Raw genomic sequence first — 14,690 nt, forward strand, 5'->3', positions numbered from 1 at the left:
AAGCCCCCTCTCGGGGGACGACGCGAGGTGAGGAATCCTCTAGTCTGATGCCGCGACCGACAGGGTCGGCATGCGTCGCGACATCGGGGGGACGCGATGGCCGAGTGGCAGGACTTCTATCGAGCGCCCGGCGGCGCCTTCGGCATCCTGCCGAACTCGCAGTTCTACGGGCCGCAGGGGCACCGCGGCAAGGACTTCATCCACGGCGCCGGCACGCCCATCCCGGCCTACCTCCCGGGTCGCGTCGCGAGCCTGCCGCGATCATCGGTGCTCGGCCGCTGCGTCGTCGTCGAGCTCGACGAAGGCCGCTTCGCGGGCTGGGCGCACGTGCGCGGCATCGCGGTCTCGGTGGGGACGCGGGTGCGACCGGGCGACACGCTCGCCCACGTCGCCGGTGCGGGCGACTCGCCCGGCACCGCATGGGCCGGTGCCCATGCGCACACGACGCTCGGCCGGAGCGTCGACTCGATCTTCTCGGGCCGGGTCGAGGACCCGATGGGGCTCATCCGCCTCGCGATCTCCTCAGCCGCGCCCGCGATTCTGATGGTGGAGGATGACATGTTCAGCGACAGCGACCGGACGCGCATGAACAACATCTGGGCGGGCCTGTTCTCCGGGGCGTCGGTCGAGACCGACCCCGGCGTCGTGCGCCGCTTCAACTACGGCGTGCTGCCGATCGTTGCGCACAACCAGAGCCTGATCGCCCAGCAGTCGGCGCGTATCGCGGCGCTCGAACGCGCCGTTGCCGAGCTCGCCGTGAGCACCGGCGCCCGCATCGAGCCGCCGCCCGTCCTCGACATCCCGGAGCCGCCGTGCGCCGAGCCGATGATGCCGGAGCTGCCGGTGTCGGTCGAGGTCGACAACGTCGACGGCATCGAGGTGCTGAACGCGCGCGGCGGCGACGCGGGCCTCGGCGAGGAGTTCGGGGGTGCCGACGTGGAGGGCGTCGAACGCTGAGGCGCCCCGTTGTCCGTGCCCCCGGACGGCGCGGGCGCTCGTACCCGCCGCCGTCAACCACTTCCGCGGCGTCGGGGCGGCGCTCCATACTGAGCCCGTGGGCACGGCGCTCCTGTTCGGCGCGGTCGCGTCCAGCGCACTGCTGCTGGGCGCGTTCCTCGGCGTGCGCGTCACGTTCCCGAAGCGCCTGCTGGCCATGCTGTTGTCGTTCGCGGCGGGCGCCCTCATCACCGCGCTCGCCTTCGAGCTCTTCGAGGACGCCTACGAGCAGGGCGGCATCGTGCGCGCCGCGATCGGCCTCTTCGCCGGCGCCGTCGTCTTCACCGGGCTGAGTGCGTTGCTCGACCGCTGGGCGCAGCCGACGCGGCGGGCGAAGCCGACCGCCGAGATCGAGGGGAGCGTCAAGCTCGACACGGATGCCGCGGCGTCCGACCGGCCGCCCACGTCGGCGTCGACCCGCGGCACGGCCGGCCTCGCGCTCCTCGCCGCGGTGACGCTCGACGGGGTGCCGGAGAACCTGGCCCTCGGCGTCTCCTTGGGCGCCGCCGGCTCCGGGGGGCTCGCGCTGCTCGCGGCGATCTTCGTCTCGAACCTGCCGGAGGCGCTCGTCGGCGCGTCGTCGATGCGATCGCAGGGGCGCTCGACCGCCTCCATCCTGAGCCTCTGGACGGGCTGCGCGGTGCTCCTCGTGATCGCGGTGGTCGTCGGTGCCGGGCCGCTCGCGAACTCGGACCCGGAGACCGTCTCGCTGCCGCTCGCGTTCGCCGCCGGCGCCGTCATCGCCTCGCTCGCCGACACGATCATGCCCGAGGCGTACGAGCACGGGGGTCCGGCGGTCGCGATGAGCACGGCCGCGGGGTTCGTGCTGTCGTTCGTGCTCTCGCTGGCCTGACCGCCGGCGATCAGCCGTCGGGCTCGGCGATACGGCGGAACCTGGGCACGGTGCGCCCCTCGTGCACGACGGTCTCGGCGAACATCTCCGCGGGCCGCACCCAGGTGCCGCGATCGCCGGACAGCTGGCGGTACACCACCACCCATTCCTCCGTCTCGCTGTGCCGGGCGGTGGTCAGCACCTCGTAGCGGGGGCCCTTGTAGTGCTCGTACAGGCCGGGTTCGATGTCCGGCGTCGGTTCGGGGGCGGTCACCCGCCCCATGGTACGGATGCCGCGGCCCGCTCATCCCCGACGCCGCGGCCGACGGTGCGAGGCGGGGTCGAGGTGCGCTCGCCCTCAGCGGTTGGCGTGCAGGATCTCCCGCTGGTACGGCGCGACGACCCGATCGGAGACCCGGCAGTCGAGCAGCAGGAACCGGCGCTCGCCGACGGGCTCCGCCGCCCACTCGGCGAGCCGGTCGAGGTCGGCGAGCTCGCGCACCACGACGGCCTCGGCGCCGACCGCCGCGGCCAGTCCCGCGAAGTCGGCCTGGGGGATCTGCATCGGCTCGGGTGCGAGGCCCTTCGCGCCGTAGACATGCACCTCTGCGCCGTAGACGGCGTCGTTCCAGACGACGGCGATGCCCCGCCCGCCCGCGGTGCGCACCGCCGACTCGAGATCGGCGAGCGCCATGAGGCCGCCGCCGTCGCCCGTGGTGAGCACGATCGTCGCGTCGGGCCGCGCCGCCGCGGCGCCCGGCACGCTCGGGAAGCCGAGTCCGATCGACTGGAACGCGGTTCCGACCATGATCATCCGGTCGGGCGAGGCGACGGGCCAGTACATGTTCGCCCAGCCGATGAAGTGCCCGCCGTCCGAGACGACCACGCGGTCCTCCGGCAGCAGTTCGGCCAGCCGCGCGGCGACCGACCGCGGGTCGAGCCGGCCCTCCTCGGCGGTGCCCGTACCGGGGTCGTGCCGAACGGATGCCGCGACGTCGACGCGTTCGCGCCATCCGCCGCCGGTTCGCGACGCCCCGGTGGCGTCGAGCTCGGCGACGAGGGCCCGCGCCACGAGCGCCGCATCGCCGCGGACGTACGCACCGACGTGCGGATGCGTCGCCGTGGGCGCCGTGTCGACCTGCGCCACGTGCGCACCCGGAGCGAACAGCTCGCCGAACCGCATCGTGAACTGGTTGAGCGACGCGCCGAACACGACCGCGACGTCGGCCTCCCGCACGAGCTCCATCGCGCCCTCCGCGCCGAAGCCGCCCGCCACCCCGAGGTCGAAGCGCGCGTCGGGGAAGATGCCGCGTCCGAGCGCCGTGGTCGCCGTCAGCGCGCCCGTCGCCGCGGCGAGCTCGCCCAGCGCCGCACCGGCACCGGCGAGCCACGCGCCTCGGCCGGCGAGCAGGAGCGGCCGCTCCGCGATCGCGAGCCGCTCCGCCAGGCGACGGATCGCCGTCGCGCCGAAGTCGCCCGCCGGCTCGAGCGGCGCCGGCAGCCGGAGCGGCACGGTGGGCGGCACATCGCCCGCCTCGAACGACGCGACGTCGTAGGGGATCGCGAGCACCGTCGGCACCCGGTACGACAGGGCGTGCTCGATCGCGATCACCGTCGTCGCCGCGGCATCCGTTCGCCCCACCGTGTAGGTGCGCGCGCCCACCGCCGATGCGAGCGCGATCTGGTCGACGCCCCACGGCCGCGGACCCGAGGTGGGTTCGTCGCCGACGACGAGCACGAGCGGGACTCCCGCCTGGACGGCCTCCGCGAGGCCCGTGAGCGTGTTGGTGAACCCGGCGCCGTACGTCGCGGTCGCCGCGGCGAGCCGGCCCGACGCCCGGAAGTGCGCGTCGGCGGCGACGACCCCGCCGACCTCGTGGCGGACGGCGACGAACGCGGCATCCGTCTCGCGCTCGAGCGCATCGAGGAAGTAGGCGTTGCCGTTGCCCATCACCCCGAAGACGTGGTCGACGTGGGCGGCGAGGGTGCGGGCGACGTGCGCGGAGACGGTGGGCATGGCGAAGCCTCTCGAGACATGACGGACGGGGAAGGGTTCCGTATGTGTCTCGCGAGGAGCCGGACGGCTGCGTCGCTTCGTGCCCCTTTTCCGAGCACCGGCGCGTCGGGCGCCTCGACGTGCCGATCCTATCGGCCCGCGACGAGGTGACGCGTCGGACTGGCGGTCGCAGGCGGCTCGGGAGCAGACTCGAGGCATGGACGATCGCGATGAGGCGGTCCGCCTCGCTGTCTACCGCGGGCTCGCCGCGAGCGGGCGGATGCCCGCCCACGATGCCCTCGCCGCCCACGCCTCGCTCAGCGAGGCCGAGGTCGCCGGTGCCCTCGAACGCCTGGCGGCCGCGCGGCACGTGGTGTTCGACGAGGAGCACCGGATCGTGCTCGCGCATCCGTTCGCGACCCGCAGCTTCGGGTTCTCGGTCATGGGCGGACGCACCATCTGGTGGGGCGGCTGCGCGTGGGATGCGTTCGCGATCCCGCACCTCGTGCCCGACGAGCCGCACGCGCTCATCGCCACGACCTGTCCCGCGTGCGGGAGCCCGCACGCCTGGACGGTCTCGCGGACGGAGGAACCCGACGCGCCGCAGGTCGCGCACTTCCTGGTGCCGGTCGCGCACGTGTGGGACGACGTGGTGCACACCTGTTCGCACCAGCGCATCTTCTGCTCCGAGGACTGCGTCGAGGCCTGGCTCTCCCGTACGGGCAACGAGCGGGGGTACGTCATGGACCTGCCGACGCTCTGGCGGCTCGCCGCGCGCTGGTACGAGGGCCGCCTGGACTCCCCCTACCGCCGCCGCGAGCCGGCCGAGGCGCGGGAGTACTTCGCGAGCGTCGGGCTGACCGGGCCGTTCTGGGGGAGTTGAGCGGGCCGGGGGTCGGTCACGGATGCCACGGGCGCCATCGGGCGGTGGATGATGGTGGCATGCCCGCCGCCCACCGTCCCGGTCTTCGCGTCGACGCGGCGTTGACGATCCCCGAGGCGGAGCTGGGCTGGCGGTTCTCGCGGTCGTCCGGTCCCGGCGGTCAAGGTGTCAACACCGCCGACTCCCGGGTCGAACTCGTGTGGGACGTCGCGGCGTCGGCCGTCCTCTCCCCGGTCCAGCGGGAACGCCTCGTCGAACGACTGGGGAATCGCCTCGTCGGCGGAGTGCTCACCATCGCCGCGTCCGAGCACCGCGCGCAGTTGCGCAACCGGGACGCGGCGCGTGCTCGCCTGGCCGAGGTGGTGGCCGAGGCGCTGCGCCCGCCGTCGCCCCCGCGGCGACCGACCAAGCCGAGCCGCGGCGCGAAGGAACGGCGGCTGGACGCGAAGAGGCGCCGGACCGACGTGAAGCGACTGCGGCGCCCACCCCGGGACTGAACGTATCGTGGAAGACGGACGCCCGTCGCCGCGAGGAGGTCGAGGATGAGCGAGGATCCCCAGCGCGCCGCGGCGCAGTACCGGTCGGATCGCCTCGCCCGAGAGGAGGCCCTCGCCCGCGGCGAGGACCCCGACCTGGCCGAGCGTGCACCGGACGGTCCCCGCTGGTCCAACGCGGCCGAACGCGCGGCGTACGTCGAGAACGTCATCCAGCAGGCCATCCGACGCGGGGAGTTCGACAACCTGCCCGGCGCGGGGAAGCCGCTCGAGGGACTGAGCGGGCGGCATGACGCGGATTGGTGGATCCGTCGGAAGATCGAGCGCGAGCAGTTGACCGGACTCGGACCGCCCGCGCTGACCCTCCGCGTGGAGGACGCCGAACTCGACGATCGGCTCGACCGGATGCATCGCGAGTCGGAGGTCCGCGAGGCGATCGAGGACTTCAACCGACGCGTGATCGAGGCGCGCCGCCAACTGATGGGCGGGCCGCCCGTCGTCACCGCGACTCGCGATGCCGACCGTGAGGTCCGCGCCTGGCGCGAACGCCGCGAGGCGCGCCACCGGCGTGCGGCCGATGAGCGCGAACGCCAGGAGCAGGCGGCACGATCGACTCGGTCGAGGTGGTGGCGTCGCCGCGACTGAGCCGGGTGACGCGGCCGTGCCGGCTGCTCGCCCAGTCGGTGAATGCGCGATGCGGGCGGTCATACGCGGCCGTGGCGGAGGCCGGGTCAGGTGCTCGGTCCGCAGAACACCGCCACGGAGGTGGCGTAGCCCAGCTCAAGCTTGTCCTTCGCCGACACCGGTCCGGTGCTCTGCGCGATGCGCGTGAACTCTTCGGCGAACTCCGCTTCCATGTCGGCGCTGTAGGAGAGGTCCCCTGTGGCGTCCAGGACGGGGTAGCAGTGCCGCTGGGCAGCCTCGTGCAGCACCTTGTAGGCCGCGGCGAGAGCCTCGTACGTGGTGGCGTTCAGCCCGCGGGCTGCTTCGATCATGGCTTGGCTGATCGGTTCATCTCCGGCCGCTTGGTCGGGTAGTTCGGATGGGGTTCGTGACGGAGTCGCGGACGATTCAGCAGTGCGGACCGGTTCGGGCGACGGTGTGCCCTCCGAACCGGTTTGCCCTCCCCCTGCGGTGCAGCCTGCGAGCAGCAGAGCGAGTGCTGCGCCGGCGATCGTGCGGTGCATGGTGCCCTCCAAGTGACGGTGGGCGGCTGCGGGTGCAGTGCGTCCTACTGCGGTGCACGGTACGCCGGGCATGGGGTCAGTTGTAGGACAAAGGGCCTGATTCGGTCAGATCATCAGGTAGGTCGCTGTCCGGGAAGCACTCCATGTGGACGAAGTAGGCGTACAGCGAAAGAAGAACACAGCGTCCTCGCCCTCAACCTTGCCTGTCTTCTCCGCGAGCCTCGCGACATCTTCCGCGTGCATGTCCTCGAGAGACTCGATATTGAAGGGCTGCAGTCTCGAGTGGCAGTCACGGACGACAGCGTCGCGGAGTTCCGTTAGGTGATCCAGCCAGTTCTCGTACGTTTGCGGTTCCGGCCAGTACGCCGCCTGGATCATGTCGACGGTGAGAGGCCCCGCCATCAGATCTGTGGTCGGTGTCGGGGTTGCGGTGCTCGTCGAAAGTGAGGTCTGAGCGGACGGTGCGTCAGCCCCACTGCCGAGTTCGGGCGACGGCCCTTCCGCACATCCGATCAGAGTGAGCGCGAGCGCGGTTGCAACAGCGCCTGTAGCGGCTCGGAACACGGTGCCCTCCTCCCCGGTGCGAGTCGGAACAGGTCCCAAATAGCAGGGGACGCCGACACCGCGAGCCTCGGGAAGAGGTGCGCTCCGAGGTCTCGCCCAAGACGACGGCGCAGGGTGATAACCGACGGGTGGGCCGACATACTCAGCAAGGCAAGTCAGCCAGAGTCGATAATCGATGTCTGCCTCTTGAGGAAGTTTGGTCGGCCTCGTGGTCCGCGGGCGGCCAACGCCGATTTATCTTGAGGGGGTCGGCCGATGCGTCTGGGACCGCCTTGCCTTCAACGGTGCCATTAGCGAAACCGGCCCACTTCTCACCGGCCTAACCACCCACGCGAGCGGCTTCCACACAGACGGTCAACGCAGCGGGTGAAGTGTGGCGTCGAACGAGCATCTCTCATCATTCGCGCATTCGTTGACAGTGAGCTCTGCTGCCCGAGAGGGCCCGACACATTGACCAACCGATTGCGGGCGTAACGCCGCCGCCTTGCGTAGCTTGCTCCTAGGTGAGCGGTAGCCTCCTACCTTCACCCGCGGTACATGCGCTCGCGTTGGCATCGATCTGTCGTTGCACCAAGAAGATCGGTACTGGTGCCTAGGCCATGCCGGCGGATGGTGCGACCTCTGATGCAAGCATCCTGGGTGGTCCAACCAAGATCGACCGCGCCGGGCAGTGTGCCGCCTCTTTCAGTCCGAACATGACCGCCAGAGCTCGCAGTGATGCTGCCGTTATGCACCGCGAATCGCAACAGCTGCCCCTCCCGGACGGACGTCGGGGGAGTCGTTCTGCGTTCCATCGATGACCAAGCGACTGCCGGGCTGAAGTGCGGCTGTTCCCACTCGCGAGAATTAGGACCGAAGGTGGGACTTGAACCCTACTCAAGCCCCCGCGGGTACGGCAGAGGGGGCCAACAACCGCGAATTCACAGGGATCTAGGGCCGCGTCCAGTTATTTAGATGGTTTCGAGTCAGCGTCGAGTGTTGTCAGTCGTGTTGTCACGATTGCCGAAGGTCAGCTGACTTACGGGGGTCGTGGCGCGTGTTGGGATCTCGCGCCGTCTCATTGCGCACATGTACAGGTGCGCGCGAAGCTCTTTGCGCCGCTGCCGGTTCAGTCCTCGGTAGTCCACGAAGCAGTGGCCGGGAGCGCGCACCGATCCAGGTTCGGCGGGAGCGCCGGCATCGTCGACCGTGTGGCGCCCACCGTCGATCACTTCACCCACCGTCACTGCATACACCGCAACTGATGGCCGGCGCGCGTTGAGGGTGTGCCAGTCCCGGGCTTCCTGGGCGCTAACGATCGAGGAGCGGGAGAACGAAGGCATACCGTTGTCAATTGTCTGCGGTCCGAACGCCTCGGTGTTGATCTTGTCTCCATCGATCATCCGATCGGTGATCTGGCGGAAGATCAGCTCGTCGGCGTCGGTCATCAAGCACTCGCCGTCCAGGAGTTCAACGTCGACATCATTCATCGTCGGTAACCCTCCATGATGAACCACACGGCATCCTCGGCGTTCTTGGTTTCGGAATGCGTGCCGTGTCGCTCGTCGGCCACCAGCCGGAAGAGCTCAAACGCGCCGTCTTCGAGCACCTCGATACTCATCACCGATGACAGGTCCGCCCACTCGAGCAGGACACCACCTTCCGAGGTCGGGAACAAGCCGGGTAAGGGCAGACCGGCGTGCTCGATCTGCCGAAGCACACTCTGGGCTCCCTCGAGCGCGACGGACGAGATCTGATTGCCCTCTCCGTCCTCCCATCCGCTCGGAAGCATCGCGAACTGAGTGAGGCGTTCACCCGTCGGTGATTCGTCAAACTCGAATCTCTCTATGAGAGACGCCTTCCAGAAGCGAGTAGGCTCGCCGTTCTTGAATTGCAGCTCGCCAGTCACTCGGGTGAGGGGTCCCTCCTCGGCCGAGTTGAGCACGGCCCTCAGGTCTTCGAGTAGCGCGACATTATCTCGATACCAGCCATGCACCCTGCCTGTGCTCGTGAGCATCTCGAATCGCGTGGAATCTGCGTCCACGGCGGTCACGCGGCCCACGAGGCTTTCTTGGCGCGTCTCGAGCGTCGACGGCGGCGCGAGTTCATCAGGCGGGCTTAGGAAGTCGGTAAGTATCAGGTTCGCTTGGGCGCGTGGCCTAGTCTCCGTCGTGATGATCACGGGAGGCGCTTCTTCTCCGTATGCGAAGAACTCGATCGCCTGATTGGCTTCGAGTGTCTCGCCTATGCGAGCGAGCTCTTCTCGGACCTCGTTTGCCGCGTCCCTTGGCAGTGATGGAAGGTAGGGAAGTGATTCGCCGGCATACGCGGCCGCGATTGTCGCATCTACGGCGTCTCGAGCTTCCTCCTGGTACTGCACATACGCCGCATGCTGTTCGAAGGCGAGAAAGACGTCGGCGCTGCCGTCGCCGATCCGTTCAATCGTCAGGCTCACGGACTCATCGAAGTCCGCCGGCAGCGCCTCGTCGGGGTGATCGTGGTACCACTCGTGCTCTGCTAGACGCCGGATTGCGTCCTGGTAGCGCTGCAACTCAATCAGCGAGTCAATAGGCAGGCGCCCGCCACGGAAGCGCTCGCCCGTGAGGCGAATGCGCTTGGCATTCGAGCTACGCGCGTCCCCCATGAGTCCACATAGTAGGGCCGGGCGCGGACGTTGTGGGGATCTGGTTGGGCCAGATTTCCGCTAGCCGCGTTTCGATGGCCTGCGGAGGCGGGTGACGTTCGGGGAAGACGCAACGGCCTGGGCCTCCGCGGCGCGTGACACGCGCGCCGATCGGAGCTCGTGCTGCATCCGCACCCGCGGCGTCCCACCAGGCTCGACCAGCACCTGCCTGAGCAGCCCATGCATCGCAGCGCCTTCGCTCGTGCCTCTGACGTACCCGCCGATTCGAGACCGTCGATCGTGCAAGCCAACGACCGCGCCTGAGCAATCAGAGCGCCGTCAGACGGCTGGAGCCACTTCATCGCACCTACCGCCGCATCAACCACCCGCGACATCTCCCCGGGCGCCTCAGCGGCCGCGTGCGCCGCGCGGACGGCCTCACGCTTCTCTTGCCGCTTCCGCTCCCGATACCGCCGCTGATACTCCCGCTTCTGCTCACGCCGGCGCGTAAGACGAACCGCGTCGTTCTTGGCCGACCTGCCCATGCTCACGCCCTTTCGTGCTCGTCTCTCGGTGGGTGCGAGATTCCCGGGGGCTAGCGCCGTAGAACAGAGTGCGGAAGGTGGGACTTGAACCCACACGCCCGAAGGCACAGGAACCTAAATCCTGCGTGTCTGCCGATTTCACCACTCCCGCGAGTGCCCGTTCAGTCTAGGCGGCGCGATGCGGTTGACTGGGGCGCATGGTGCAACGACCGGATGGCGGCGGCGACGCCGACGGTGCCCCGCGCGGCGGCGCGCTCCGCTGGTTCGGCACCGTGTCGCCCGCGGCGGTGATCGGGCTGCTGCTCGCCGCCCTCTCGTTGGCGCTGCCGGCACTCTGGGCGCTCGGGGTCTCGGGGATCGCGCTCGCGCTCGGCGTGCAGGGTCGTCGACGGTTCCGGGAGGATCCGTCGACGGGACCGGGATGGATCTCGATGGCCGCGATCATCCTCGGCGGGTTCGTGTTCGTCACCCAGGGAGCGCTCATCCTGTTCGCGACCGTCGGCAACTGACGACCCCTGTTCGGGGCCTCCGTCGACGCTGGCCGGGCCTCGGGCGCGTCGCTACTCTGGCGGTGGGCCGTCCGGCGCGATGCAGCGGGGGAGGTGGGGCTCGTGGGCGACCGCGGAGTGATCCTCGTCGTCTCCGACGACGCCCGGGCAGCCGGCGAACTGCGGGACCTGCTCGGCGTCGACGCGTACGAGGTGGTGCACGCGCCCGGCGACCTGGAGCGGTCGACCGAGGCGCTCGCGGCCGCGCCCGACCTCATCGTGGTCGACGTCGGACTGGAGCGGGCGGACCCGTTCGAGCTCGCCGCCGACCTGCACCACGCGGGCCGGGCGCGCGACCTGCCCGTCGTGTTCCTCGTCGCCGAGTCCGACGTCGAGCGCCGGGTGCGGGGGCTGCAGGTCGGCGACGACCTGATCTCCACGCCGCTCGATCCGCACGAGGCGCTCGCGCGGGTGCAGCGGCAGGTGACGATCTCGCGGTCGCGGGCGGCGCTGCGGGAGTCGGAGGCGAAGTTCCGTTCCGTGATGGAGTCGGCGATCGACGCGATCATCTCCACCGACGCCGATGGCGTGATCCGCAGCTGGAACAGCGCCGCCGCCGACCTGTTCGGTCACCCCGAGGAGGAGGCCGTCGGACGGACGCTCGACCTCATCATCCCCGAACGGTTCCGCGAACAGCACCGCACCGCGATCGAACGCGTCAGCCACGGCGGTCCGACGAACCTCATCGGTCGGACCGTCGAGTTCGCGGGGCTCCGCAGCGACGGCACGGAGTTCCCCATCGAACTCGCGCTCAGCACCTGGTTCCTCGACGCCGACCGCTACTACACCGGGATCATCCGCGACATCAGCGATCGCGTGCGCGCCGAGGAGCGGTTCCGGTCGGTGACCGACTCCGCCGTCGACGCCATCATCTCGGCCGACCACACCGGGCGCATCGTGTCGTGGAACCCCGCGGCCACTCGCATCCTGGGGCACAGCGAGGCCGACGCGCTCGGCCGCTCGCTCGAACTCGTGATCCCCGCGCGGTATCGCGAGCAGCACCGCGCCGGGATGGCGCGGTACGCGGCCACGGGCGAGGCGCACGTCATCGGCACGACGGTCGAGCTGGAGGCGCTCACGGCGTCGGGCGCCGAGATCCCCGTGGAACTTTCGCTGTCGACCTGGACCGTGGGCGGCGACCGGTACTACACCGGCATCATCCGCGACCTCGCGGAGCGCCGGGCGGCCGAAGCGGCCCTGCGTCGCAGCGAGGAGGAGTTCCGTGCGAAGGAGGCGGAGTTCCGGGCGCGCAACGCCGCCCTCGAGGAGACCATCCAGCGCATCAACAGCATGCAGGACCAGTTGCTCCTGCAGGAGAAGATGGCCTCGATCGGGCGGCTGAGCGCGGGCATGGCGCACGAGATGAACAATCCGGCATCCGCTGCCCAGCGCGGCGCCGCCCAGGCCTCGGAGGTGTTCGCGCGGCTTCAGGAGGCGCAGATCGAGCTCGGACGGCTCGGCCTCTACGGTTCCCGGCTCGACAAGCTCCGGGAGCTCGACGCGCTGGCGGCGCGGCGGGCGCGGGATCCGGTCGAGCTCGGCGCGGTCGAGCGCAGCGACCGCGAGGCCGAGGTCGAGGACTGGTTGGAGCGCTACGACGTCCGCTCCGGCGGCGACCTGGCCGCCTCGATCGTGAACCTCGGCGTCACGCGCGACGGCCTGGACGAGCTCGGCATGGTGTTCGGCGATGAGCGGTTGCCGGTCGTCGTGGAGTGGCTGGGACTGAAGTCCGCCATCTACGCCCTGTTGTCGGAGATCGTGGTGGGGACGAACCGCATCGTCGAACTCGTGAGGGCGCTCAAGATGTACACGTACATGGACCAGACCCCGGTCCAGGACGTCGACGTGCGCACGGGGCTCGACGACACGCTCGTGATCCTGCACAACAAGCTCAAGCACGGCGTGCGGGTGGTGCGCGAGTTCGACGCCGACCTGCCGCTGATCCAGGCGTACGCGAGCGAGCTGAACCAGGTGTGGACCAACCTCATCGACAACGCCATCGACGCGATGGGCGGCCAGGGCACGCTCACGCTGCGCGCGCGACGCGCGGGCGACCGGGTCGAGGTGCAGGTCGAGGACGACGGGCCGGGCGTGCCCGCCGACATCCGCTCGAAGCTCTTCGACCTGTTCTTCACGACGAAGGCCCCCGGTGAGGGCACCGGTCTGGGGCTCGCGATCTCGCGGAACATCATCGTGAAGAAGCACGGCGGCGAGTTCGACCTCGAGTCGCGCGACGGGTGCACGCGGTTCACGGTGCGCCTGCCGATCGGCGTCGCACCCGACGGCGAGACCGGCGCGCCGGCCGGCGCCCTGCAGCAGGAGGAGGGGTGATCGGATGGCGAAGCCCGTCATCATGACCGTCGACGACGAGCCGCAGGTGCTGAACGCGGTCGCCCGCGACCTGCAGTCGCGGTACCGCGAGGACTACCGCATCGTGAAGGCCGGCTCGGGACAGGAGGCGCTCGAGGCGATCGCCGAGTTCGAGCGCCGCGGCACGCCGGTGGCCCTGTTCGTGGTCGACCAGCGCATGCCCGGCATGTCGGGCACCGAGTTCCTCACCGAGGCCATCACGCATTACCCCGACGCGAAGCGCGTGCTCCTCACGGCGTACGCCGACACGGATGCCGCGATCACGAGCATCAACAAGATCGACCTCGACTACTACCTGCTGAAGCCGTGGGATCCGCCCGAGGAGCGGTTCTTCCCGGTGCTGAACGACCTCCTCGACGACTGGCAGGCGAACACGCCGCCGGTCTACGAGGGCATCCGGGTCGCGGGGGCGCTGTGGTCGCCGACGACGCATGCGGTGAAGGACTTCCTCGCGCGGAGCCAGATCCCGTACCAGTGGCTCGACATCGAGCGCAACGAGGGGGCGCGGGCCCTCGTCGAGGCGACCACGCCCGGCAGCACCCGCCTGCCGGTGGTGTTCCTGCCGGACGGCACGGTGCTCTCGTGCCCCGACCTGCACGAGCTCGCCGAGCGCATCGGGCTGCGCGCGCCGCCGCAGGCGCCGTTCTACGACCTGATCGTGATCGGCGCCGGGCCGGCGGGTCTCGCCGCGGCGGTGTACGGCGCGTCCGAGGGGCTGCGGACGGCCGTGATCGAACGCGAGGTGCCGGGCGGCCAGGCGGGCACGAGCTCCCGCATCGAGAACTACCTCGGCTTCCCGCACGGCATCAGCGGTGCCGACCTCGCGCGCCGCGCCGTCACGCAGGCCAAGCGGCTCGGCGCGGAGATCCTGAATCCGCAGGCGGTCACGGGCATCCGGGTGGAGGACTCGTACAAGATCGTCACCCTCGACGACGGCAGCGAGCTGCGCTCCCGGGCGCTGGTGCTCTCGACCGGCGTCGAGGCGCGCACCCTCGGCATCCCCGGCGAGGAACGGCTCAACGGGGCATCCGTCTACTACGGTGCCGCAGCGAGCGAGGCCGTCAGCTACAGCGGATGCCGCGTGGTGGTCGTCGGCGGCGCGAACTCGGCGGGCCAGGGTGCGATGTTCCTGTCGCGGTACGCCGAGCACGTGACGATCCTGGTTCGCGGCGACTCGCTCGCGAAGAGCATGTCGCAGTACCTCATCGACCAGATCGAGGCGACGCCGAACATCACCGTGCGACCGCACGCCCAGGTGACCGAGCTCGAGGGGGAGGACCGGCTCACCTCGATGACGGTGCGCGACACGGTCACGGATGCCGAGGAGGACCTGGCCGCCGACGCGATGTTCATCTTCATCGGCGCGGTCCCCGGTTCCGACCTCGTGCGCGGCCTGCTCGAGCTCGACGACCACGGGTTCGTGCTCACGGGACCGGACCTCGTGCACGACGGTCGGCGTCCGCGCGGGTGGACGCTGCGGCGTGATCCGCTGCTGCTCGAGACGAGCGTGCCGGGCATCTTCGCGGCGGGCGACGTCCGCCACGACGTGATGCGCCGCGTCGCGTCGGCCGTCGGGCAGGGGGCGCTCGCGGTGAGCCTCGTGCACCAGTACCTCGAGACGGTCTGAGGGCGAGCGGATGCCGCGTGGCATCCGTTCGCGACATGATGGGGCG

The 14,690-nt window shown here is 70.1% G+C and carries 14 protein-coding genes and 1 tRNA gene; 8 read left to right on the forward strand and 7 right to left on the reverse strand.

The genetic code is table 11. The features are described 5' to 3' along the window. Positions 1 to 96 precede the first annotated feature (96 nt). Together RH861_RS07360 and RH861_RS07365 are read left to right on the forward strand one after the other, a co-directional pair. Positions 97 to 957 (forward strand): M23 family metallopeptidase, encoded by an 861-nt coding sequence (locus RH861_RS07360; RefSeq protein WP_310520465.1) that lies wholly within the window; start codon positions 97 to 99, stop codon positions 955 to 957. 97 nt (positions 958 to 1,054) lie between these two features. After that, positions 1,055 to 1,849: a ZIP family metal transporter gene (locus RH861_RS07365; RefSeq protein ID WP_310520466.1), complete on the forward strand. Its 795-nt coding sequence runs from the start codon at positions 1,055 to 1,057 to the stop codon at positions 1,847 to 1,849. Between the two features lie 10 nt (positions 1,850 to 1,859). On the opposite strand, the gene RH861_RS07370 is transcribed toward RH861_RS07365, so the two are convergent. Then, positions 1,860 to 2,102 carry a DUF1653 domain-containing protein gene (locus RH861_RS07370; RefSeq protein ID WP_310520467.1) on the reverse strand — a complete coding sequence of 81 codons (243 nt, stop codon included), beginning with the start codon at positions 2,100 to 2,102 and terminating at the stop codon, positions 1,860 to 1,862. Positions 2,103 to 2,186: 84 nt separating this feature from the next. Then, positions 2,187 to 3,845 carry a thiamine pyrophosphate-binding protein gene (locus tag RH861_RS07375; protein WP_310520468.1) on the reverse strand — a complete coding sequence of 553 codons (1,659 nt, stop codon included), beginning with the start codon at positions 3,843 to 3,845 and terminating at the stop codon, positions 2,187 to 2,189. 196 nt (positions 3,846 to 4,041) lie between these two features. Between RH861_RS07375 and merB the strand changes: the two genes are divergently transcribed. The 3 genes from merB to RH861_RS07390 are packed head-to-tail and all read left to right on the forward strand — an operon-like array spanning position 4,042 to position 5,846. Further along, entirely contained in the window at positions 4,042 to 4,707 is a 666-nt protein-coding gene (merB, locus tag RH861_RS07380) for an organomercurial lyase (RefSeq protein WP_310520469.1), read from the forward strand. Positions 4,708 to 4,766: 59 nt separating this feature from the next. Next, the gene (gene arfB, locus RH861_RS07385; RefSeq protein WP_310520470.1) at positions 4,767 to 5,204 is read left to right on the forward strand and encodes an alternative ribosome rescue aminoacyl-tRNA hydrolase ArfB; all 438 of its coding nucleotides are present in this window, start codon (positions 4,767 to 4,769) and stop codon (positions 5,202 to 5,204) included. A 45-nt stretch (positions 5,205 to 5,249) separates the two neighbouring features. Further along, positions 5,250 to 5,846: a DnaJ family domain-containing protein gene (locus RH861_RS07390; RefSeq protein WP_310520471.1), complete on the forward strand. Its 597-nt coding sequence runs from the start codon at positions 5,250 to 5,252 to the stop codon at positions 5,844 to 5,846. An 86-nt stretch (positions 5,847 to 5,932) separates the two neighbouring features. Here the strand turns inward: RH861_RS07390 and RH861_RS07395 are convergent, their stop codons facing one another. The 5 genes from RH861_RS07395 to RH861_RS07415 form a co-directional block, all read right to left on the reverse strand. Then, positions 5,933 to 6,388: a hypothetical protein gene (locus RH861_RS07395; RefSeq protein ID WP_310520472.1), complete on the reverse strand. Its 456-nt coding sequence runs from the start codon at positions 6,386 to 6,388 to the stop codon at positions 5,933 to 5,935. A gap of 105 nt (positions 6,389 to 6,493) precedes the next feature. After that, positions 6,494 to 6,952, reverse strand: coding sequence for a hypothetical protein (locus tag RH861_RS07400; protein ID WP_310520473.1), 459 nt, complete (start codon positions 6,950 to 6,952; stop codon positions 6,494 to 6,496). Positions 6,953 to 7,917: 965 nt separating this feature from the next. Beyond that, the gene (locus tag RH861_RS07405; protein ID WP_310520474.1) at positions 7,918 to 8,421 is read right to left on the reverse strand and encodes a hypothetical protein; all 504 of its coding nucleotides are present in this window, start codon (positions 8,419 to 8,421) and stop codon (positions 7,918 to 7,920) included. Then, positions 8,418 to 9,575 carry a hypothetical protein gene (locus RH861_RS07410; protein WP_310520475.1) on the reverse strand — a complete coding sequence of 386 codons (1,158 nt, stop codon included), beginning with the start codon at positions 9,573 to 9,575 and terminating at the stop codon, positions 8,418 to 8,420. The genes RH861_RS07405 and RH861_RS07410 overlap by 4 nt, the downstream gene beginning before the upstream one ends. Before the next feature lie 593 nt (positions 9,576 to 10,168). Next, positions 10,169 to 10,250: transfer RNA gene (locus RH861_RS07415), tRNA-Leu, on the reverse strand. 46 nt (positions 10,251 to 10,296) lie between these two features. Between RH861_RS07415 and RH861_RS07420 the strand changes: the two genes are divergently transcribed. From RH861_RS07420 to RH861_RS07430, 3 genes are all read left to right on the forward strand, one after another. Continuing rightward, positions 10,297 to 10,608: a hypothetical protein gene (locus tag RH861_RS07420; protein ID WP_310520476.1), complete on the forward strand. Its 312-nt coding sequence runs from the start codon at positions 10,297 to 10,299 to the stop codon at positions 10,606 to 10,608. Positions 10,609 to 10,710: 102 nt separating this feature from the next. Next, positions 10,711 to 12,978, forward strand: coding sequence for a hybrid sensor histidine kinase/response regulator (locus RH861_RS07425; RefSeq protein WP_310520477.1), 2,268 nt, complete (start codon positions 10,711 to 10,713; stop codon positions 12,976 to 12,978). Between the two features lie 4 nt (positions 12,979 to 12,982). Continuing rightward, entirely contained in the window at positions 12,983 to 14,644 is a 1,662-nt protein-coding gene (locus tag RH861_RS07430) for an FAD-dependent oxidoreductase (protein ID WP_310520478.1), read from the forward strand. Positions 14,645 to 14,690: the final 46 nt, after the last annotated feature.

Origin of the sequence: Agromyces indicus (assembly GCF_031432295.1) — a bacterium.
Classification (GTDB): domain Bacteria; phylum Actinomycetota; class Actinomycetes; order Actinomycetales; family Microbacteriaceae; genus Agromyces; species Agromyces indicus.